Genomic DNA, 19,031 nt, shown 5'->3' with positions numbered 1-19,031 from the left:
CGCTATACGTCCTGCGAATGCAGCGGCATCGCCTGCTCGATCAGGCTGGCGTGCAGGGCAGCGCCCAGCGGCAGCACTTCGTCGTTGAAGTCATACCGGCTGCTGTGCAGCGGCACCCCGGGCTGGGCGCCCGTGGATTGCCCCAGGCGCAGGTAGGCACCGGGCTTGTGCTGCAGCATGAACGAAAAGTCCTCGGCACCCATGCTGGGCTCCAGCTGCCGGTCCAGGTTCTCCACCCCCACCAGCGACTGGGCCACATCGGCAGCAAAGGCGGCTTCCGTGGGGGAGTTGATGGTGGCGGGATAGATGCGCTCGTAGTTGACCTTGGCCGTGGCACCCAGCCCCAGCGCCACCGCGCTGCACAACTCCTGCAGGCGCTGCTCGACACGGTCCTGCACGGCGGGGTCGAAGGTCCGCACAGTTCCCACCAGCGTTGCCGTGCCCGGCATCACGCTGAAGGCGCCCAGATCCCCGGCCTGCACTGCGCACAGGCTGATGACGGCACTGTCGATGGCGCGCACATTGCGCGAGACGATGCTCTGCACGGCCGTGGTGATGTGCGCGGCCGCCAGCACCACGTCCACCGTCTGGTAGGGATGCGCACCATGGCCGCCGCGCCCCGTGATCTCGATGGTGATGCGGTCGGCCGCCGCCATCATCGCGCCCATGTTGATGCCCACCGTGCCCGCACGCATGGCGGGCCAGTTGTGCATGGCGTACACGGCCTGCATCGGAAAGCGGTCGAAAAGACCATCGGCAATCATGGCCCGCGCGCCACCGCGCCCTTCCTCGGCGGGCTGAAAGACCAGCACGGCCGAGCCGTCGAAGCGCCGCGTCGCTGCCAGGTAGCGGGCGGCGCCCACCAGCATGGTCGTATGGCCGTCATGCCCGCAGCCGTGCATCAGCCCCTGCTTGCCGGACTTCCAGGGAAATTCGTTGTGCTCGACCATGGGCAGTGCGTCCATGTCGGCACGCAGGCCCACCATGGCGCCCGAACTGTGGCCCTGCCCGCGGATCACGGCTACCAGGCCCGTGGTGCCCAGGCCTTCATGGATCTCGTCCACACCGCACTGGCGCAAGGCCTCCTTGACGCGCGCCGCCGTGAAGCGCTCCTCGAATCCCAGCTCCGGATGCGCATGCAGCTCGCGGCGCAGCGCCGTCAGCTCCGGGTGGTACTGGGCGATCTGGGCAAAGGCCCGACCGCCTGCCTTGTATCGAGTGGCTTCCATAGCCTTGGTTCTTTCGCTTCGTTGGCCTGCGCATTACCTTAACGCAGGAAATCGCGCCCGCCCACCGTCAGCCCATCGACAGGAAACAAAAAGGCCTCCCGAAGGAGGCCTTTCGTTGCGCAGACGCCGCGTGTTCAGAAGCGATGGCGCAGGCCGACGGTGAAGCCCGTGCGCTTGGTGGCGCCATTGGCGTCCAGCATCACGCCCGAGCCACCGCTGGTCTTGGTGTGGTCCAGGGCCACATAGGCATCGGTACGCTTGGAGAAGGCGTAGTCGACCACCGCCACCAGGAAGTCTGCCTTGCCATTGAAATTACCCGTGCCCGAGCCCGACTGCTTGGCATGGTAGTAATGCGCGCCCACATTGATCTGGGGCGTGATCTGGTAGCCGAAGCCCATCTTGTACATCTGGCGCTTGTTGGCGTCGCCGGCCACGAAGCCGCCGTTGGACGAGCCCGTCCAGAAGGAGTTGAGGATGGCCTGGTCGAATCCACCGCCTGCGGTTGCGGCCGGGAATGCGTCCTTGCGCTTGTTCAGGCCGTAGCCCAGGTTGACGTACCAGGGACCCACACGGTACGAGCCGCCCAGGGTATAGGCATCGACCTTGGTGCCGGCCGGCAGCGTGGTGCCCAGGTAGCCGGCGCCTGCGGAGATGCCGCTTTGCGAATAACGCAGATAGCCGCCGGCCGTCTTGATGGCGCCACCAGGGGCCACGCCGGTGCCGACCTTGTCGAAGGTGTTGTTCTCGTCGAACGAATACTGCAGGGCGCCGCGCACGGGGCCGAACTCGGCCAGGTACTTGACCATGTTGCTGGCGCGCGCGCCCATGGACATGCCGATTTCAGGCTTGTAGGCCTCCATGTACGGCGAGTACGGGAAGGAGGCATAGGTGGAGGTCACCAGGTCGAACAGCATGTTGTACTGGCGGCCCAGGGTGACCTGGCCAAAGCTCTTGCTGCGCAGGCCCACCCAGGATTGCTGGAAGTAGCTGGCTGCAGCCTGCTCGCCGGTGTCGGTGAGGAAACGGGCTTCCAGGTTGGCAATGGCTGCCAGACCGCCGCCCAGGTCCTCGGTGATGTTGATGCCCCAGCGGCTTTGCGACATGCCGCCGCCGATCATCTGGGTCTTGCCGCTCTTGGTCGGGCCTTCATTGGTGGTGTGGCGCACGCCGGCATCGACGATGCCGTACAGCTGCACGCTGCTTTGCTGGGCGAATGCTGCCAAGGGTGCCGTTGCTGCCAACACCGCCAGTGCCACGCTCTTTTTCACGAATGAAGAATTCATTGTGTTGTCTCTCTCTTGTTAACGATTGGTTGGTGGAAATTTCATTCTAGAAACGCTTTTCCCGCCTCGTCACCGTTGGCACAAGCACAACACAGGTCTTTCCCTAGCACAAAACAAAAGAGCCAGTCCGAAGACTGGCTCTTTTTTGCTTCAAATGGCAACTGGCTTACGCCAGCCGTTCATTAGAAAGCGTGGCGAATGCCGACTTGCACGCCAGTCTGGCTTTCGCCAGCTTGCACGCCACCAGCGTACACGCCCTTGGCTTGCAGGCCCAGGGTCGACAGATCCTTGTTCTTCAGGAACGCCAGGTTGCCGTACAGAGCGGTGCGCTTGGACAGGTTGTGGACGTAGCCCAGAGTGATCTGGTGAGCCTTGGAGTCGATGGCCTTTTGGTCGTACAGAGCGTATTGCAGCTTGACTTCGCCCACGCCGCCGACAGGAGCCGAAGCACCCAGCATGTAGGAGTTGGTCTTGATGTCGCCGCCGATGTCACGCTTGAACTTGGTCTGTTGCAGCAGGCCGCTCAGCTTGGCAACGCCGAAGTTGTACGAAGCACCCAGGGTGATTTCGTCACGGTCGGTAGCCAGGCCGCCAACGGCAGTCTTTTGCTGGGCCAGGCCCAGGCTGGCGCTCAGGGGGCCGTTGTCGTATGCAACGTAACCGCCGATGTAACGGCCGACGCTGTCAGCAGTACCGATGGTTTGCTTTTCGTCGAAAGCGTAGCCAAAGCCGGCGTTGAAACCGCCGAAGTTGGGGGTGTAGTACGAGATCAGGTTGTTAGCGCGGATGCCGTTGTCGTCGGCGCCTTGGCCAGCTGCCCAGTTACGGAAGCCCATGAATTGGCCGATACCGGTGGCGCTGAACAGGTCGTAGGAGGTCAGCTTTTGGAAGGTCGGGACTTGGTCACGGCCCAGGCGCACTTCACCGAAGTTGCCCGACAGGCTCACGGTGGAACGACGCTTGAAGTTGAAGCCGCTGGCGTTGCCATCGTCACCGAAGATTTCGCCTTCCAGCCAGAAGCCAGCCTTCAGACCACCACCCAGGTCTTCCGTGCCGCGCAGGCCCAGACGGCTCGTGGAAGCGCCGCTGGTGCCCAGGCCGTAACGGCTGTCGCCAGCTGCGTCCTTGTTCACGTAGGCAACGCCAGTGTCGACGATACCGAACAGGGTCACGGAGGATTGAGCCATTGCGGCGCCGGAAGCAGCCAGCACTGCCAGGGCAATCAGAGATTTTTTCATTACGAGTTACTCCAAGGTTTAGAAGGGCGCCGGTCGTGAGGAAGAGAGGCTTGGCCTGATGCTCCACCGGTTTCCCGCGCCAACCTCCTGGTGGGGAAGTTAGGGCCTATTGCACCAGACCACCGCTGCCCATGCAAAGAAATTCACCCACAAACGGGCATTACCCCCCGTTTTTCGTTGCACTGCCGCAACAAACCTGCAAGCCAACACAATCAGGCCCAACCCGAACATCGCGCCGGCCTTGTTGCGCTTGCACAAAGAGAGGGCATGGCGTCCTGGTGTACCGTTCAGACCCTGAATTTGCCAAGATTTTCCGCTCTAGGGACCGCCCATGGACAAGATACTGACTGCCGCCGATGCGGCGCTTCGCACCCTGTTTGCACAGCCTTCCGCCGCCGAACGCTCCCCGGCCGCCGGCATCGCGGAGGGAGAGCTGACCGAGGCACAGCGTCGGCTGTCGGGCGCCTTGATGCGCGTCAATCACGTCGGAGAGGTCTGCGCCCAGGCGCTGTACAACGCCCAGGCCATGGTGACGCGCGACATGGTGCTGCGCGAGCACCTGCTGGAGGCGGCGCGCGAGGAGACCGACCACCTGGCATGGACCCGCGACCGGCTCAACGCCCTGGGCGACCGGCCCAGCCTGCTGAACCCGCTGTGGTTTGCCGGCGCCTTCGCCATTGGCGTGGTGGCCGCCAAGATCAGCGACGCGGCCAGCCTGGGGTTTGTGGTGGAGACGGAGGAGCAGGTGTCCGCCCATCTGGAAAGCCACCTGGACCTGCTGCCCGAGGAAGACCGCGCCTCGCTGGCCGTGGTGGCCCGCATGAAGGATGACGAGGAACGCCATGCCGCCGCTGCGCGCGAAGCCGGTGCCCTGGAATTGCCGCCCCCCGCCCGCGCCTTGATGCGCCTGGCAGCCAAGGTGATGACGACAACCGCCCACCGCATCTGAACCTTCAGAAACATCTGAAACAGCATTCCATCCAAAAAAAGCGGGCCTTGCCCGCTTTCTTCATTTCAGGAGGGCCGCGCCGAGGTGCCAGCCCGGCCATCGGCTGACATCAGGCCTCGACGATGTCGAATCCCGTGGTGATCTCGGCCGTCTTGCCCAGCATGATGGTGGCCGAGCAGTATTTGTCATGGCTCATGGCGATGGCGCGCTCCACCGCACCCGTGGGCAGACCCGTGCCGCTGACGGTGAACTGCATGTGGATCTTGGTGAACACCTTGGGGTCCGCATCGGCGCGCTCCGAGGTGAGCTTGACGCTGCAGCCTTTGACGGCATGCCTGCCGCGCTTGAGGATCAGCACCACGTCATAGGCCGTACAGCCACCGGCGCCGGCCAGCAGCATCTCCATGGGGCGGGGTGCCTGGTTCTGCCCTCCATTGGCGGGGTTGGCCGCATCCGGCGCCCCATCCATATTGACCACGTGGCCGCTGCCCGTTTCCGCCACGAAGCCCATGCCCGAGCGCATGCCGGTCGTGCCGCCTGTCCAACTCACTGTGCATTCCATTGTTGCGTCCTCAAAAAACTGTTGCTATTTTGCATCAACTACACAAAAACCCTGATTTTGTTGCAACGCAGCACCTGTCGTGCATACAATGCACCCAAGCGTTATCTGAAGGGTTAACCCGGACACCCCTCCAGATGGACTGCAGATTGTGAACCAACTTCGCTCTGCATCGCACCAGTTGTCTCCTCCACCTCCTCTATTGGTGGATTCAGCCCCCGGCTTTACAGCCTGGGGCTTTTTTTTGGTTTCGTCGCTCCCGGCCTGTGCAGGACGCTGCACTGCAGCATGATTCACAAGCGCCTATGATGGCCGCCTGATACCGACGGGCCGCCTCCCGGCCTGCTGCTCTCCAGCCTTTCGCCGACGATGAACCACCCCCTGACCCCTGCCGACTACCTGACCAAGATCCTTACCGCGCGCGTCTATGACGTGGCCGTGGAGTCGGACCTGGAGCCCGCCAAGGCGCTGAGCCGCCGCCTGCACAACAAGGTGCTGCTCAAGCGCGAGGACCAGCAGCCGGTGTTCAGCTTCAAACTGCGCGGCGCCTATAACAAGATGGCGCACCTGTCGGCCGAGCAGCTGGAAAAGGGCGTGATCTGCGCCTCCGCCGGCAACCATGCGCAAGGCGTGGCCCTGGGCGCACGCAAGCTCGGCTGCCGTGCCGTGATCGTGATGCCGACCACCACGCCCCAGGTCAAGATCGATGCGGTGCAGGCGCTGGGCGGCGAGGTGGAACTGGCCGGTGAAAGCTATTCCGACGCCTACAAGCACGCCGTCAAGCTGCAAAAGGAAAAGGGCCTGACCTTTGTGCACCCCTTCGACGATCCCTACGTGATCGCCGGCCAGGGCACGATTGCCATGGAAATGCTGAGCCAGCTGCAAAAGCTGGGCAGCCCGCGCCTGGACGCGGTCTTTGTCGCCATCGGCGGCGGCGGCCTGATCTCGGGCGTGGCCAATTACATCAAGGCCGTGCGCCCCGACGTGAAGGTGATCGGCGTACACACCAAGGATTCGGACGCCATGCTGCAGTCCGTGCGCGCCGGCCACCGCGTGGAGCTGGCCGACGTGGGCCTGTTCGCCGACGGCACGGCCGTCAAGCTGGTGGGAGAGGAAACCTTCCGCATCGCCCAGGGCCTGGTGGACGACTACGTGGTGGTCGATACCGATGCCGTCTGCGCCGCGATCAAGGACATCTTCGTGGACACGCGCTCCATCGTCGAGCCGTCCGGCGCCCTGGCCGTGGCGGCCATCAAGCAGTACGTTGCCAAGCACAAGACCAAGGGCGAGACCTATGCCGCCATCCTGTGCGGCGCCAACATGAACTTCGACCGGCTGCGCTTCGTGGCCGAGCGGGCCGAGGTGGGCGAGGAGCGCGAGGCCCTGTTCGCCGTGACCATCCCCGAGGAGCGCGGCAGCTTCAAGCGCTTTTGCGAAGCGGTGGGCAAGCTGCCCGGCGGCCCGCGCAACGTGACCGAATTCAACTACCGCATCAGCCACGAGAACAAGGCCCATGTCTTCGTGGGCCTGACCACGGCGGCACGCGGCGAGTCCGAGAAGATCGCCAGGAACTTCGAGAAGCAGGGCTTCGAGGCGCTGGACCTGACCTTCGACGACATGGCCAAGGAGCATCTGCGCCACATGGTCGGCGGCCATTCGCCGCTGGCGCAGGAAGAGCGCCTGCTGCGCTTCGTCTTCCCCGAACGCCCCGGCGCACTGTTCAAGTTCCTCAGCCTGATGGCGCCGACCTGGAACATCTCGCTGTTCCACTACCGCAACCAAGGCGCCGACTACGGCCGCATCCTGGTCGGCATGCAGGTGCCCGCCAAGGATGGCAAGAAATTCGACGCCTTCCTGAGCAATCTTGGCTACCCCTGGGTCGAGGAAACCGCCAACCCGGCCTACCAGCTTTTCCTCAAGTGACGGACCTGGCTGGCCGGCACTGACACGCCCATGCAGCCGCTTCGCCACTTTGTCCTGGCCGTCCAGTTCTTCAGCCGCATCCCGGTCACGGGGCGGCTGGCCGCCTGGGCTGGCTGGAGCCCCCAGCTGCAGCACGCCAGCGTTGCCCATCTGCCCGGCGTCGGCTGGCTGGTGGGCGCATGGGGCGCAGCGTGCCTGACGGCAACGGGCTGGCTGCTGGGGCCCAGCCCCTGGATGCCGCTGGTTGCCGCCGTTCTTTCCACCGTGGCCACGCTGTGGCTCACCGGGGGACTGCACGAAGACGGATTGGCCGATGTGGCCGACGGCCTGGGCGGCTTTGTCCCGCCCGAGCGCGCGCTGGAAATCATGAAGGATTCGCGCCTGGGAGCCTACGGCGCCATGGCCCTGGTGATGGCGCTGCTGGCCAAGCTATCCCTGGTCGCGCTGCTGGTCGACATCAACATGCAATGGGCGGCCTTGCTGCTGTGCAGCATCCATGTGCTGTCGCGCATGGCGCCGCTGGCCCTCATGCAATGCCTTCCCTATGTGGGCCAGGCCACCCACTCCAAGGCCTTGCACGCCGCGGGTCGGCCAATGGCTGCCAGGGGCCTGGTCGCGGCAACCCTCTGGTGCCTGCCCGCCCTGGCGCTGACAGGCTGGCTGGCGGGCCTGCCGATCGTCATCGGCCTGGTCCTGCCCGGCGCCCTGGCCACGGCCGCCATGGTGCGCTGGCTGCGCCGCCGGCTGGGCGGCATGACGGGAGATTGCCTGGGCGCTGCCCAGCAGGTCTGTGAACTGGCCATGCTGCTGGGGGCTGCCGCCGTGCTGGTGCGCGTGCCATGAACTCCGCCTGCGCCAAACCGGCACCACGCCTTTGGCTGGTACGCCATGCTCGCCCCCTGGTGGCGCCCGGCATCTGCTATGGCCGGCTTGACATGCAAGCCGACGCCCAGGCCACTGCCGATGCGGCGCAGGCCCTGCACCTCGCCCTGCCTGCGGATTGCCTGCTGGTGCATTCGCCACTGCGCCGATGCCGTCAATTGGCCCGGGCCCTGCAGGCACTGCGGCCCGGCCTGGCATCGGCAGCGGACAGCCGCCTGCTGGAGATGGACTTCGGCGAGTGGGAAGGCCAGCCCTGGGATGCGCTGGACCGCAGCGCCATCGATGCCTGGGCGGCAGACCTTGCCGGGCACGCGCCGGGCCGGGGAGAGTCCCTGGCGACCATGCTGCGCAGAGTGGATGAGGCCTTGCAGCAGGCGAGCAGGGGTTCGGTGGGCGATGGCGCCGCACGCGACACCGTCTGGATCACCCATGCCGGCGTGGCGCGCTGCGTGCAATGGCTGATGCGCGAAGGCAGCGCCCTGCCCCAGGCGGCCCAATGGACGCTGCCCGCGCCTGACTTTGGCGGCTGGCTGGCGCTGGACCTGCCGTTGCCGCGTTGACCGGGATCAGCGCTTGTCGGGCAGGGGAATCTGCAGCGTGATGGAAGCCGGGCCATCGACCCTGGGGCCCAGGCGCGCCTCGCGGCCCGACACCGACTGCAGCACCACGCCGTCTTCCACGGCGCGCCCCACGCGGAAGGGCTTGGCCGGCTGGTTGCCCACGGCGATGACCGCCGCTCCGCCGCCGCTGTCGCGCCCGGCCAGCACACCGACCAGCGCATAGCGCGAGACCACAGGCGCTGCAGCGGGGACGACGGCGCCCTGCGCGGCTGCCACGCCTCCCAGGGCCTGCGCCAGCGCGGGCGCATCGACCTGCAAGGGCTCAGCGGGCGCGGGTGGCACGGGCGCTCCCGCGCCGCCGTTGCCCAGGCGCATGGCCCAGAAAGCCACGACGCCGGCAGCCAGCAGCCAGAGCACGAATGTGGCCGCCTTGACATGCCAGGTCCGGGCCTGGCCGCGGTTCAATGAAAGTGTCACCATCGCGCGATTATGATGGAGCGATATGTCCAATTTGCTGCACCGTTCCATGACCAGCCTTCCCCGCCGTCCGTTGCCTGCCCTGCGCACTGCCGTCCAGCGCGGCTTCACGCTGATCGAGCTGATGGTGGTCCTGGTCATCATCGGCGTGCTGGCGGCCCTGATCGTGCCCAATGTGCTGGACCGCGCCGACGATGCCCGCGTCACGGCTGCACGCACCGACATCACCAACATCTCCCAGGCGCTCAAGCTCTATCGCCTGGACAACCAGCGCTACCCCACGGCCGAGCAAGGCCTGCAGGCCCTGATCGTCCGCCCCACGAGCGGACCGCTGCCCAACAACTGGAAGCCCTACCTGGAAAAGCTGCCCAACGATCCCTGGGGCCGCCCCTACCAGTACCTGAATCCTGGCATCAAGGGCCCCATCGACATCATGTCCTTTGGCGCCGACGGCCAGGCCGGCGGAGAGGGCAAGGATGCCGACATCGGCAGCTGGCAATAAGTCGATGGCCCGGGCGACGGCCCGCAGGGGCCGCGCCGCACCGCACCACAGGCCCGCACTCCCGGCGGGCCTGCCTGCTCTCATGCCCCGCCAGACCGCTCCCTCCTCCCTGTCCACCCCTTCGCGCGGCTTCACCCTGCTGGAGCTGATGGTCGTCATCAGCATCATGGCGATTGCCGCCGCAGGCGTGAGCCTGTCGCTGCGCGACAGCGGACAGGCACAGCTGGAGCGCGAGGCCGAACGCCTGGCCGCGCTGCTGGAGTCGGCCCGAGCCCAGGCCCGTGCCAACGGCGTGCCCGTGCGCTGGCGGCCCATGCCGCAGGGCTTTCGCTTCGAGGGACTGCCGGCCAGCGCACAACTGCCTTCCCAGTGGCTGCAGCCCGGTGTGCAGGCGCAGCCGGCCACGCCGCTGGTGCTGGGCCCCGAGCCGCTGATTCCACCCCAGTCCGTCACGCTGACGCTGCGCGACTCCACCAGCCCGCCGCTGCGCGTGACCACGGATGGACTGCGCCCCTTTGCCGTGCAGTCCCTGCCATGACAGCCCTCCACGGACCGCGCCGAAAGCACGGTGTCCCCAGGCGCCCGGCACGCGGCTTCACGCTGATCGAGGTGCTGGTGGCCCTGGGCATCGTGGGCATTGCGCTCATGGCCGGTCTGCAGGCCACATCGGCCCTGACGCTCAATGCCGAGCGCCAGTCCGAGGTGCTGCTGGCCCAGTTGTGTGCGCAAAACGAGCTGGTGCGCATGCGCCTGTCGCGCCAGATGCCGCCCGTGGGCGACAACAGCCTCACCTGCGAGCAGGGCGGCCGGCAACTGCAGGTCCGGCTCAGCGTGCGGCCCACGCCCAATCCCAGCTTCCGCCGTGTCGATGCCCTGGTGGTCACGGCAGAGCATCCCGTGCTGCGCGTATCCACCATCGTGGGACGCTTCTGAATGCGCTTGCGCCACCCTTCCCGCACGCACGGCTTCACCCTGGTGGAGCTGATGGTGGCCATCGCCGTCATGGCCCTGCTGGCCCTGGTGAGCTGGCGCGGACTGGACAGCATGGTGCGCTCGCAGGAGACCATTCGTGCCCGCAACGAGCAGCAGATGGTGCTGCAGACCGTCATCGCCCAATGGAATGCCGACCTCGAAGCGCTGATGCCGCTTGAAAACACACAGGTCATCGACTGGGACGGCCAGGTGCTGCGCATGACCCGCAAGAGCAGCGCCGCCGTGGACGACGGCGCCGTGGTCGTCGCCTGGGCGCGCCGCCAGACGGCCGGACGCGACCAGTGGCTGCGCTGGCAGTCGCCGCCGCTGCGCACGCGCGCACAGTGGCGCGATGCCTGGAACCAGGGATCGCAATGGGGGCGCAACCCCTCGGACGACCAGCGCCGGCGCGAAACCGTGCTGATGCCCCTGGACCAATGGCGCCTGTACTACTACCGCGACAACGCCTGGAGCAATCCGCAGTCCAGCGGCTCGGACAACGGCACGGGCACGGTCAACCCGCCGTCCGGCGGCACCAACAGCAGCGCGCAGCTGCCCACGATTCCCGACGGCATCCGCGTCGAACTGACCCTGCCGCCCGACAGCGCCATTCCTGGCCGCGTCACCATGGACTGGGTCAACCCCTTGCGCTCCAACAGCCGATCATGATGCGCGCACCCCGCCCCCTGCCCGGCCGCCGCCGCCACCGTGGCGTGGCCCTGCTGGCCGCCATGCTCACGGTGACCCTGGTGGCCACGTTCGCCGCCACCGCGCTGTGGCAGCAGTGGCGCAGCGTGGAGGTCGAGACCGCCGAGCGCAACCGCATGCAGGCCGCCTGGATCCTGCTGGGTGCGCTGGACTGGTCGCGCGTGGTGCTGGCCGAGGATGCGCGCACCAGCCTGCAGGTGGACCATCTGGCCGAACCCTGGGCCGTGCCGCTGCAGGAGGCGCGCCTGTCCACCTTTCTGGCGGCGCAGAACAACGTCAGCCAGGTCGATGACGGCATGGCCGACATGCAGGACGCCTTTCTCTCGGGCCAGATCATCGACCTGCAGTCGCGCCTGAACCTGCGCAACCTGCTGAGCGCCCCCGACAAGCCCGAAACCCTGCGCCCGCTGTCCCGCCTGCTGGAGCGCCTGAACCTGCCCCCTGCCTATGCCACGCAGATCGTCCAGGCCCTGCGCGCAGCCGCCACCCCTGGCGAGGGCGCGCAATTGCTGATGCCGCGCACGCTGCGCCAGTTCGGCTGGTTGGGCCTGCCGCCCGAGGTCGTCGCGCGCCTGGAGCCCTACATCACCCTGCTGCCCGAGAACACGCCCGTCAACCTCAACACCGCCAGCGCCGAAGTCATCTGGGCCAGCGTGGAGGACCTGACCTGGTCCCAGGCCAGCCAGCTGGTGCAGTTGCGCGCATCGCGCCCGCTGCGCAGCCTGGCCGATGCCTCCAACGCGCTGGGCCTGCCGCAGAAATTCGAAGGACAGAACCTGTCGGTGGCCACCAGCTTCTTCGAGGCGCGTGGCCGCATGCGCCTGGGCGAGATCGTGGCCAGCGAACGCTCCATGTTGCGTCGCAACAACATGACAGTCACTACCATCTGGCGTGAGAGGGGGGACTGGGGATTGCCCGAAGCTCCCGCGCCATGACAGATGGCTGTCACACTCGCCCCCTACAATGCCCGCTTCCGCCCATGAGCACCTTGATTCTTCATCTGCCTGCGGGCCCCGCTGGCGAATACGCCTACGCACTCAGCAGTGACGGCCTGCGCGCCGACCGGCATGGCCACGCCGCCGCAGGCCTGCTGCCCGATCCTGGCCGCACCGGCCAGACGGTTGCCGTGGTGCCGCACCAGGCCTTGTCCTGGCATCTGGTCAGCCTCCCCCATGGCGTGCCTACGGGAAGCCGGCGCGGACATGTGCGCCTGCGCGCCGTGCTCGACGGGCTGCTGGAAGAGCGCCTGCTCGACGAGCCCTCCCAATTGCACCTGGCCCTGCAGCCGCAGGCACGCGCAGGCGAGCCCTGCTGGGTTGCCGCCTGCAACAAGGCCTGGCTCCATGCCCACCTTCAGGCCCTGGAATCCGCAGGGCGGCCCGTGGGCCGCATCGTGCCGGAATGTCCGCCCCAGGCCACGCCCCAGCTCTGGGCCGTGGGCTCACCCGAATCGGCCTGGCTGCTGGCCACCGGCCTGAGCACCGCCCCGCAGGGCATGGACTCGCTGGCCTGCCTGCCGCTGCGCACCGACAGTGCCGACCCGGCCATGCTGGCCGCCCTGCTTCAGGCCCTGCCCCCCGACACCCCGATCCAGGCCGACCCGGCGCTGGCCCGCGCCGCCGAGGCCCTGCAGCGCCCCGTCAGCCTGCTGACGGACGCCCAGCGCGGCCTGGCGGCCCGCGCACAAAGCTGGGATCTGGCCCAGTTCGACCTGGATCTGGGCGGCGGCAGCCGCACACGGCGGCGCATGCTCGACGGCTGGCAAAGCTTTCTGCGCGCGCCGCAATGGAAGGCCGCGCGCTGGGGCGCCGTGCTCGCCCTGCTGGCCCAGGTAGTGGGCCTCAATGCCTGGGCCTGGACCGAGAACCGCGCCATCGCGGCCAAGCAGGTCCAGGTGCGCTCCACGCTGGCTACCAGCTTTCCCCGCGTGCCCGTCATCGTCGACGCGCCCGTTCAAATGCAGCGCGAAGTCGCCACGCTGCGCCAGACCGCCGGCGCGCTGACGCAGGGCGACCTGGAGCCCCTGCTGGCCGCCGCATCCCGGGCCCTGCCCGCTGGACAGTTGCCCCAGGCCATGGACTATCAGGACCGGCAGCTGCGCCTCAAGGGCGTCTCGCTGGAGGCCGAGGCACTGGAGCAGGCACAACAACATCTGGCCGGCAGCGGCCTGCGACTGCAGCGTGACGGCGCCGATCTGCTGCTTGCCCAGGAGGCCCGGCCATGAACATGCGCGCATCCCGCCAAAGCCTGGCACCCCTGCGCGCGCGCTGGAATGCCCTGGCGCCGCGTGAACAGAACATGACCCTGCTGGCCGGTGGCGTGGTGGCACTGGCCCTGCTGTGGTGGGTAGCCCTGGCCCCCGCCCTGCACAGCCTGCGCACCGCGCCCGAACGCCATGCCCAGGCCGACCGCCAGTTGCGCCAGATGCAGCTGCTGCAGGCCGAGGCCGAGCAGCTGCGCGGCAACGCACGCCCCGTGGTCGGCGATGCCAAGGCGCTGCTGCAAAGCTCGCTGTCCGCCGAACTGGGCGCCTCCGCCCAATTGAACTGGATGGGCGACCGCGCACAGATCACGCTCAAGGCCGCACCCGCCGCCGCGCTGGCGCGCTGGCTGGCCCAGGTCCGCAGCAACACCCATGCCGTTCCGGCCGAGATGAAGCTGGCCCGCAGTGCCTCTGCAAGCACTGCCGCCGCCTCCGGCGCAGCAGGCGCTGCCGATGCCGTGCGCTGGGATGGCAGCCTGGTGCTGGACCTGCCCGTCGATCCGTCGCGGGCGCCTTGAGCATGCAACGCAAGCCCCGCTCCCAGCCGGCCCTGCGCGCACCGCGCGGCTGGGCGCTGGCCGGTGCCCTGTGCGGCCTGGTGGCCACCACCGTCGTCTGGGCGCCCGCCGCCTGGCTGGCGCGCGGCGTGGATTCGGCCACGCAGGGCCAGGTGCTGCTGCAGCAGCCGCGCGGCACGCTGTGGAATGGCTCGGCCTCCCTGGTCTTCACCGGAGGCGCTGGCAGCCGCGACCGCACAGCCCTGCCCACACGACTGGAATGGACGCTGCGCCCGCGACTGGACGGCGCCCGCATTCAGCTGCGCAGCGAATGCTGCACACCCACGCCCGTGGTGCTGGACCTGCTGCCCCGCTGGCAGGGCCTGAGCGCCGTGGTGCATGACAGCGACACGCGCTGGCCCGCCTCCCTGCTGTCCGGTCTGGGCACGCCCTGGAACACGGTGGACCTGCAAGGCCAGCTGCGGCTGGCCACGCAGGCCCTGCAACTGCAGCTGCTGTGGCAATCGGGCCGCTGGCGCAGCGAAGGCAGCACGCGCCTGGAGGCGCTGGCCGTATCCTCACGCCTGTCACCGCTGCGCCCGCTGGGCAGCTACCGGCTGGACATCCTCGGGGGCGACAGCCCGCAGCTGCAGCTCAGTACCCTGACCGGCGACCTGCGCCTGAGCGGCCAGGGCCAATGGGTGGGCCAGCGGCTGCATTTCCAGGGCGAGGCCTCGGCCAGCCCGGAGCGCGAAACCGCGCTGTCCAACCTGCTCAACATTCTGGGACGGCGCCAGGGGCCCCGGTCCATCATTTCCTTTGGTTGATCCATGACTCAGCAGCACACGACCCCGTTCTGGCGCAACACCCTGCACACGCTGGCCGTCAGCGCCATGCTGGCCTGCACCGCTGGCACGACCCAGGCTCAGACCAACGCACCGGCCGGCGCCACGCCCAGCCTGCGCCCCGGCGAGCCTGTGACACTGAATTTCTCAGGCGCCGACATCGAGGCCGTCTCGCGCGCCATCGGCGCCATCACCAACCGCAACGTGGTGGTCGACCCCCGCGTCAAGGGCCAGATCACGCTGCTGACCGACAGGCCCGTGCCGCCTGCCACCGCCTACCAGCAGTTCCTGGCCGCGCTGCGCCTGCAGGGCTTCACCATTGTCGAATCGGCCGGCCTGTACAAGGTCATCCCCGAAGCCGACGCCAAGCTGCAGGCCAGCGAAGTGGCCGTGGGCGCGAGCCGCAGCAGCGCGGGCAGCCAGATCGTCACCCAGATCTTCAAGCTCAACTACGAGAACGCGGCCAACCTGGTGCCCGTGCTGCGCCCGTTGATCAGCCCCAACAACACCATCAACGTCAACCCGGGCAACAACTCGCTGGTCATCACCGACTACGCAGACAACCTGCAGCGCATCTCGCGCATCGTGGCGACCATGGATGTGTCCAACGCCACCGATGTCGAAATCATCCCGCTGCGCCATGCCGTGGCCACCGACATGGTGGCCCTGGTCTCGCGCCTGATCGAAGGCGGCACGGCCAGCCCCGGCGGCCTCACCGTGACCGCCGGCGGCGCCAATATTCCGGGCCAGAGCGACAACGCCTTCAAGACCTCGCTGATGGCCGAGCCGCGCAGCAACTCCATCGTGCTGCGCGCGGCCAACCCCGCACGCCTGGCCCAGGTGCGCTCGCTGATCGCGCGGCTGGACCAGCCCGCCATGAACGGCGGCGGCGACCAGGGCAACATCCATGTGGTCTATCTGAAGAACGCCGACGCCGTGGCGCTGGCCGCCACCTTGCGCGCGGCCATAGGCGCCCAGGCCACAGCCGCGGGCACGGCCAGCGGCCAGCCCGGTGCGGGCGGCACCACGCCGCAGGGCGGCGGCATGTCCTCCATTCCCACCTCGCAGCCCGTGGTCTCGCGCGACTCCAGCGGCACGGCATCCATGGGCATGGGCTCGTCCTCGGGCCTGGGCAGCAGCGGTGGCGGCGGCGCGCTGGGCGTGGCCCAGCAGCCGTCCACGGGCGGCATGATCCAGGCCGATCCTTCGACCAACTCGCTGATCATCACGGCCCCGCCGCCCGTCTATCGCCAACTGCGCGCCGTGATCGACAAGCTCGACGGCCGCCGCGCCCAGGTTCTGATCGAAAGCCTGATCGTCGAAATCAAGGACAACCGGCTGGCCCAGTTCGGCATCCAGTGGCAGGCCATGCTCAGCAACAACGGCCGCGTGATCGGCACCCTGGGCACGAACTCCAATGTGGCGGGCGCCAACATCCTGAACCTGCTCGGCCTGGTCAAGGATGGAGGCCTCGATGGCAGCGCCATCACGGGCGACACGCTGACCAGCCTGAGGGGCACCAACCTCGGCTTCACGCAGCGCGTCAACGGCAAGGACACTCTGGGCTTTCTGGCCAACTTCCTGCAAAACAGCGGTGACGCCAACATCCTGTCCACGCCCAACCTGATGACGCTGGACAACGAGGAGGCGCGCATCATCGTGGGCCAGAACGTGCCCATGGTCACGGGCTCCTACGCCAGCAACTCCACGGGCGGCACGGTCAACCCGTTCACCACGGTGGAGCGCAAGGACGTGGGCCTGATGCTGCGCGTGCGCCCGCAGATCAACGAGAACGGCACGGTGAAGCTGGCCGTGTTCCAGGAGGTCTCCTCGGTGGACGAGTCCACGCGCAAGGACACCAACGGCCTGACCACCAACAAGCGCTCCATCGAGTCCAACGTGCTGGTCGAGGACGGCAACATCGTCGTGCTCGGCGGCCTGATCGACGACAACTACTCCCAGGCCGAGGACCGGGTGCCTCTGCTGGGCGACATCCCCGTGGTCGGCAACCTGTTCCGCAACACCAACCGCAAGCGCAACAAGACCAACCTGATGGTCTTCCTGCGCCCCGTGGTGATGCGCGATGCGACTGCGACCAACCAGGTCTCTTCCGAGCGCTACGAAGCCATTCGCGCTCAGCAACAGAGCCTGCAGCCCGAGCCCAGCGCCCTGCTGCGCTCGGTCAATGCCGCGCCCGTGCTGCCCACGCTGACGCCCCAGCCGGACCCCGGCTCGTTCACCAACCCGGCCGCCATCGTCAACGTGCCGGGCGCAAAGCCCGAGCTGATCGACTTCACCCAGCCGCAGCCCGCCGCTCCCGCCGTGCCGGCAGCCCCCGGCGCGCTCTGAGGCAGGAAGGCCCCATGCGCTATCCCCTGCCCTATTCGTTTGCGCGCACCAGCCAGCTGCTGATCGAGGACGACGGCCACGAGCCCCTGCTCTGGCACGGCCCTTCGCCCGACTGGCAGGCCCTGTCCGAAGTCCAGCGCAAGCATGCGGTGCAGCGCTGGCAGATGCTGGATGCGGGCACGCTGGCGCACCGCATCAGCGCCGCCTATTCGCAGGGCGAGTCCAGCGCGGCCCTGGTGGTCAGCGAGGTCGAGTCCGACGCCGACCTCTCGCGCATGATGCAGGAGCTGCCCGCCGTCGAGGACTTGCTGGAGACTGCGGACGACGCACCCATCATCCGCATGCTCAACGCCCTGCTCACGCAGGCCGCGCGCGACGGCGCCAGCGATATTCACATCGAGCCCTATGAGCGCCACTCCAGCGTGCGCTTTCGCGTGGACGGCGACCTGCGCGAGGTCGTGCAGCCCAACCGGGCCCTGCACGCGGCGCTGATCTCGCGCCTGAAGATCATGGCCGACCTGGACATCGCCGAAAAGCGGCTGCCCCAGGACGGCCGCATCAGCCTGCGCCTGGGCACGCGCGCCATCGACGTGCGCGTCTCCACCCTGCCCAGCGCCCATGGCGAGCGCGCCGTGCTGCGCCTGCTGGACAAGAGCGAGAGCAAGCTCAGTCTGGAGGCCGTTGGCATGCAGGGCGAGACGCTGAGGCGATTCACCCACATGACGGCCCAGCCCCACGGCATCGTGCTGGTCACCGGCCCCACGGGCTCGGGCAAGACCACCACGCTGTACGCGGCGCTGTCGCGCATGGACGCCAGCCACAGCAACATCATGACGGTGGAAGACCCCATCGAGTACGAGCTGGCTGGCGTGGGGCAGACCCAGGTCAACGCCAAGATCGAGCTGACCTTCGCCAAGGCCCTGCGCGCCATCCTGCGCCAGGACCCGGACGTGATCATGATCGGCGAAATCCGCGACTTCGAGACCGCGCAGATCGCCATCCAGGCCTCGCTGACGGGCCACCTGGTGCTGGCCACGCTGCACACCAACGATGCATCCAGCGCCGTCACCCGCCTGATCGACATGGGCGTGGAGCCGTTCCTGCTGTCGTCCTCCCTGCTGGGCGTGCTGGCCCAGCGCCTGGTGCGCAAGATCGACACCACCGAGCCCAGTGGCTACCGAGGGCGCACCGGCATCTTCGAGATGCTGGTGGTGGACGACACCATCCGCGCGCAGATCCACCGCCAGGCCAGCGAGGCCGAGATCCGCGACACCGCGCTGGCCTCGGGCATGCGCCTGATGCGCGACGACGGCGAGCGGCTGGTGCGCGAGGGCATCACCACGCCCGAGGAAGTGCTGCGCGTCACGCGCGACTAGGCGCAGGCGGCCACGCCAGACCCTGCGCAGCACGGGGCATCCCCGTTTGCCACAATGGTCGGCATGTTGGAATCCCTACGCGCCTGGAGCGCTCCCTATGGCGGCGACCTGTTCCTGTGGGTCGCCACGCTGAGCCTGATCAGCTACATCGCCCTGTGGTGGTTCAAGTCCCGGCTGTCCACCAGCCAGCTGCGCCGCGTCATCCGCCTGTCGGCGCTGGTGGCGCTGCCGCTGTCCTGGCTGGCCATCCAGCAGGGCGAGAACCATCTGGCGGCAGCCATCCTCCCCCTGGTCTGGTGCGTGGTGCTGGGCATCACCTGCGCGCGGGAAATGTCCAGAAGAAACTGAGTGCGCGAACGCGCACCAGGAATGCCCTGGCGCGGCAAGGCCCGCGCCGCCCCCACCCACCGTGAACTGGA

20 protein-coding genes are annotated in these 19,031 nt (G+C 67.8%); 15 read left to right on the top strand and 5 right to left on the bottom strand.

Going from position 1 to position 19,031, the window contains the following annotated elements:
* Nucleotides 1-2 precede the first annotated feature (2 nt).
* From AC57B5_RS23545 to AC57B5_RS23535, 3 genes are all read right to left on the bottom strand, one after another.
* Nucleotides 3-1,229 (bottom strand): M20 aminoacylase family protein, encoded by a 1,227-nt coding sequence (locus tag AC57B5_RS23545; protein ID WP_012207476.1) that lies wholly within the window; start codon nucleotides 1,227-1,229, stop codon nucleotides 3-5.
* Nucleotides 1,230-1,363: 134 nt separating this feature from the next.
* The gene (locus AC57B5_RS23540) at nucleotides 1,364-2,512 is read right to left on the bottom strand and encodes a porin (RefSeq protein ID WP_013800664.1); all 1,149 of its coding nucleotides are present in this window, start codon (nucleotides 2,510-2,512) and stop codon (nucleotides 1,364-1,366) included.
* 182 nt (nucleotides 2,513-2,694) lie between these two features.
* The gene (locus tag AC57B5_RS23535) at nucleotides 2,695-3,750 is read right to left on the bottom strand and encodes a porin (RefSeq protein ID WP_013800663.1); all 1,056 of its coding nucleotides are present in this window, start codon (nucleotides 3,748-3,750) and stop codon (nucleotides 2,695-2,697) included.
* 331 nt (nucleotides 3,751-4,081) lie between these two features.
* Here AC57B5_RS23535 and coq7 point away from each other — a divergent pair, with 331 nt between their 5' ends.
* On the top strand, nucleotides 4,082-4,699 hold the full coding sequence (gene coq7 / locus AC57B5_RS23530) for a 2-polyprenyl-3-methyl-6-methoxy-1,4-benzoquinone monooxygenase (protein ID WP_034397083.1): 618 nt from the start codon (nucleotides 4,082-4,084) through the stop codon (nucleotides 4,697-4,699).
* A gap of 109 nt (nucleotides 4,700-4,808) precedes the next feature.
* Here coq7 and AC57B5_RS23525 read toward each other — a convergent pair whose 3' ends face one another.
* Nucleotides 4,809-5,261 (bottom strand): OsmC family protein, encoded by a 453-nt coding sequence (locus AC57B5_RS23525; RefSeq protein WP_012207481.1) that lies wholly within the window; start codon nucleotides 5,259-5,261, stop codon nucleotides 4,809-4,811.
* 366 nt (nucleotides 5,262-5,627) lie between these two features.
* Here AC57B5_RS23525 and ilvA point away from each other — a divergent pair, with 366 nt between their 5' ends.
* The 3 genes from ilvA to AC57B5_RS23510 are packed head-to-tail and all read left to right on the top strand — an operon-like array spanning nucleotide 5,628 to nucleotide 8,623.
* On the top strand, nucleotides 5,628-7,181 hold the full coding sequence (ilvA, locus tag AC57B5_RS23520; protein WP_013800662.1) for a threonine ammonia-lyase, biosynthetic: 1,554 nt from the start codon (nucleotides 5,628-5,630) through the stop codon (nucleotides 7,179-7,181).
* A gap of 30 nt (nucleotides 7,182-7,211) precedes the next feature.
* Nucleotides 7,212-8,024 (top strand): adenosylcobinamide-GDP ribazoletransferase, encoded by an 813-nt coding sequence (locus AC57B5_RS23515; RefSeq protein WP_496400448.1) that lies wholly within the window; start codon nucleotides 7,212-7,214, stop codon nucleotides 8,022-8,024.
* A complete protein-coding gene (locus AC57B5_RS23510) occupies nucleotides 8,021-8,623 on the top strand; it encodes a histidine phosphatase family protein (RefSeq protein WP_496400447.1) in 603 nt (200 codons plus the stop codon). The genes AC57B5_RS23515 and AC57B5_RS23510 overlap by 4 nt, the downstream gene beginning before the upstream one ends.
* A gap of 6 nt (nucleotides 8,624-8,629) precedes the next feature.
* Here AC57B5_RS23510 and AC57B5_RS23505 read toward each other — a convergent pair whose 3' ends face one another.
* Entirely contained in the window at nucleotides 8,630-9,103 is a 474-nt protein-coding gene (locus AC57B5_RS23505; protein ID WP_013800659.1) for a type II secretion system protein N, read from the bottom strand.
* A 22-nt stretch (nucleotides 9,104-9,125) separates the two neighbouring features.
* Between AC57B5_RS23505 and gspG the strand changes: the two genes are divergently transcribed.
* From gspG to AC57B5_RS23450, 11 genes are all read left to right on the top strand, one after another.
* Complete coding sequence (gene gspG, locus AC57B5_RS23500) at nucleotides 9,126-9,602, top strand: type II secretion system major pseudopilin GspG (protein ID WP_012207486.1); 477 nt, start codon at nucleotides 9,126-9,128, stop codon at nucleotides 9,600-9,602.
* An 82-nt stretch (nucleotides 9,603-9,684) separates the two neighbouring features.
* On the top strand, nucleotides 9,685-10,140 hold the full coding sequence (locus tag AC57B5_RS23495) for a GspH/FimT family pseudopilin (protein ID WP_013800658.1): 456 nt from the start codon (nucleotides 9,685-9,687) through the stop codon (nucleotides 10,138-10,140).
* Nucleotides 10,137-10,535 (top strand): type II secretion system minor pseudopilin GspI, encoded by a 399-nt coding sequence (gspI, locus tag AC57B5_RS23490; protein WP_445609965.1) that lies wholly within the window; start codon nucleotides 10,137-10,139, stop codon nucleotides 10,533-10,535. Before AC57B5_RS23495 ends, gspI begins: the two co-directional genes overlap by 4 nt.
* On the top strand, nucleotides 10,536-11,243 hold the full coding sequence (locus AC57B5_RS23485; RefSeq protein ID WP_013800656.1) for a prepilin-type N-terminal cleavage/methylation domain-containing protein: 708 nt from the start codon (nucleotides 10,536-10,538) through the stop codon (nucleotides 11,241-11,243).
* Entirely contained in the window at nucleotides 11,240-12,217 is a 978-nt protein-coding gene (gspK, locus tag AC57B5_RS23480; protein ID WP_043822088.1) for a type II secretion system minor pseudopilin GspK, read from the top strand. The genes AC57B5_RS23485 and gspK overlap by 4 nt, the downstream gene beginning before the upstream one ends.
* Nucleotides 12,218-12,261: 44 nt before the next feature.
* The gene (gspL, locus tag AC57B5_RS23475) at nucleotides 12,262-13,506 is read left to right on the top strand and encodes a type II secretion system protein GspL (protein ID WP_013800654.1); all 1,245 of its coding nucleotides are present in this window, start codon (nucleotides 12,262-12,264) and stop codon (nucleotides 13,504-13,506) included.
* Nucleotides 13,503-14,063, top strand: coding sequence for a type II secretion system protein M (locus AC57B5_RS23470; RefSeq protein ID WP_013800653.1), 561 nt, complete (start codon nucleotides 13,503-13,505; stop codon nucleotides 14,061-14,063). The genes gspL and AC57B5_RS23470 overlap by 4 nt, the downstream gene beginning before the upstream one ends.
* Before the next feature lie 2 nt (nucleotides 14,064-14,065).
* Nucleotides 14,066-14,869: a type II secretion system protein N gene (gene gspN / locus AC57B5_RS23465; protein ID WP_065346788.1), complete on the top strand. Its 804-nt coding sequence runs from the start codon at nucleotides 14,066-14,068 to the stop codon at nucleotides 14,867-14,869.
* A 3-nt stretch (nucleotides 14,870-14,872) separates the two neighbouring features.
* Entirely contained in the window at nucleotides 14,873-17,236 is a 2,364-nt protein-coding gene (gene gspD / locus AC57B5_RS23460) for a type II secretion system secretin GspD (protein ID WP_197944288.1), read from the top strand.
* Nucleotides 17,237-17,250: 14 nt separating this feature from the next.
* Nucleotides 17,251-18,612: a GspE/PulE family protein gene (locus tag AC57B5_RS23455; protein WP_013800651.1), complete on the top strand. Its 1,362-nt coding sequence runs from the start codon at nucleotides 17,251-17,253 to the stop codon at nucleotides 18,610-18,612.
* A gap of 63 nt (nucleotides 18,613-18,675) precedes the next feature.
* Nucleotides 18,676-18,960, top strand: a complete 285-nt coding sequence (locus tag AC57B5_RS23450) for a hypothetical protein (RefSeq protein ID WP_223275171.1) — start codon at nucleotides 18,676-18,678, stop codon at nucleotides 18,958-18,960.
* Nucleotides 18,961-19,031 lie beyond the last annotated feature (71 nt).

Source organism: Delftia sp. BGA-UO-ETr-SB1 (genome assembly GCF_059567865.1).
This window is presented reverse-complemented; position numbering and strand designations above follow the sequence as displayed.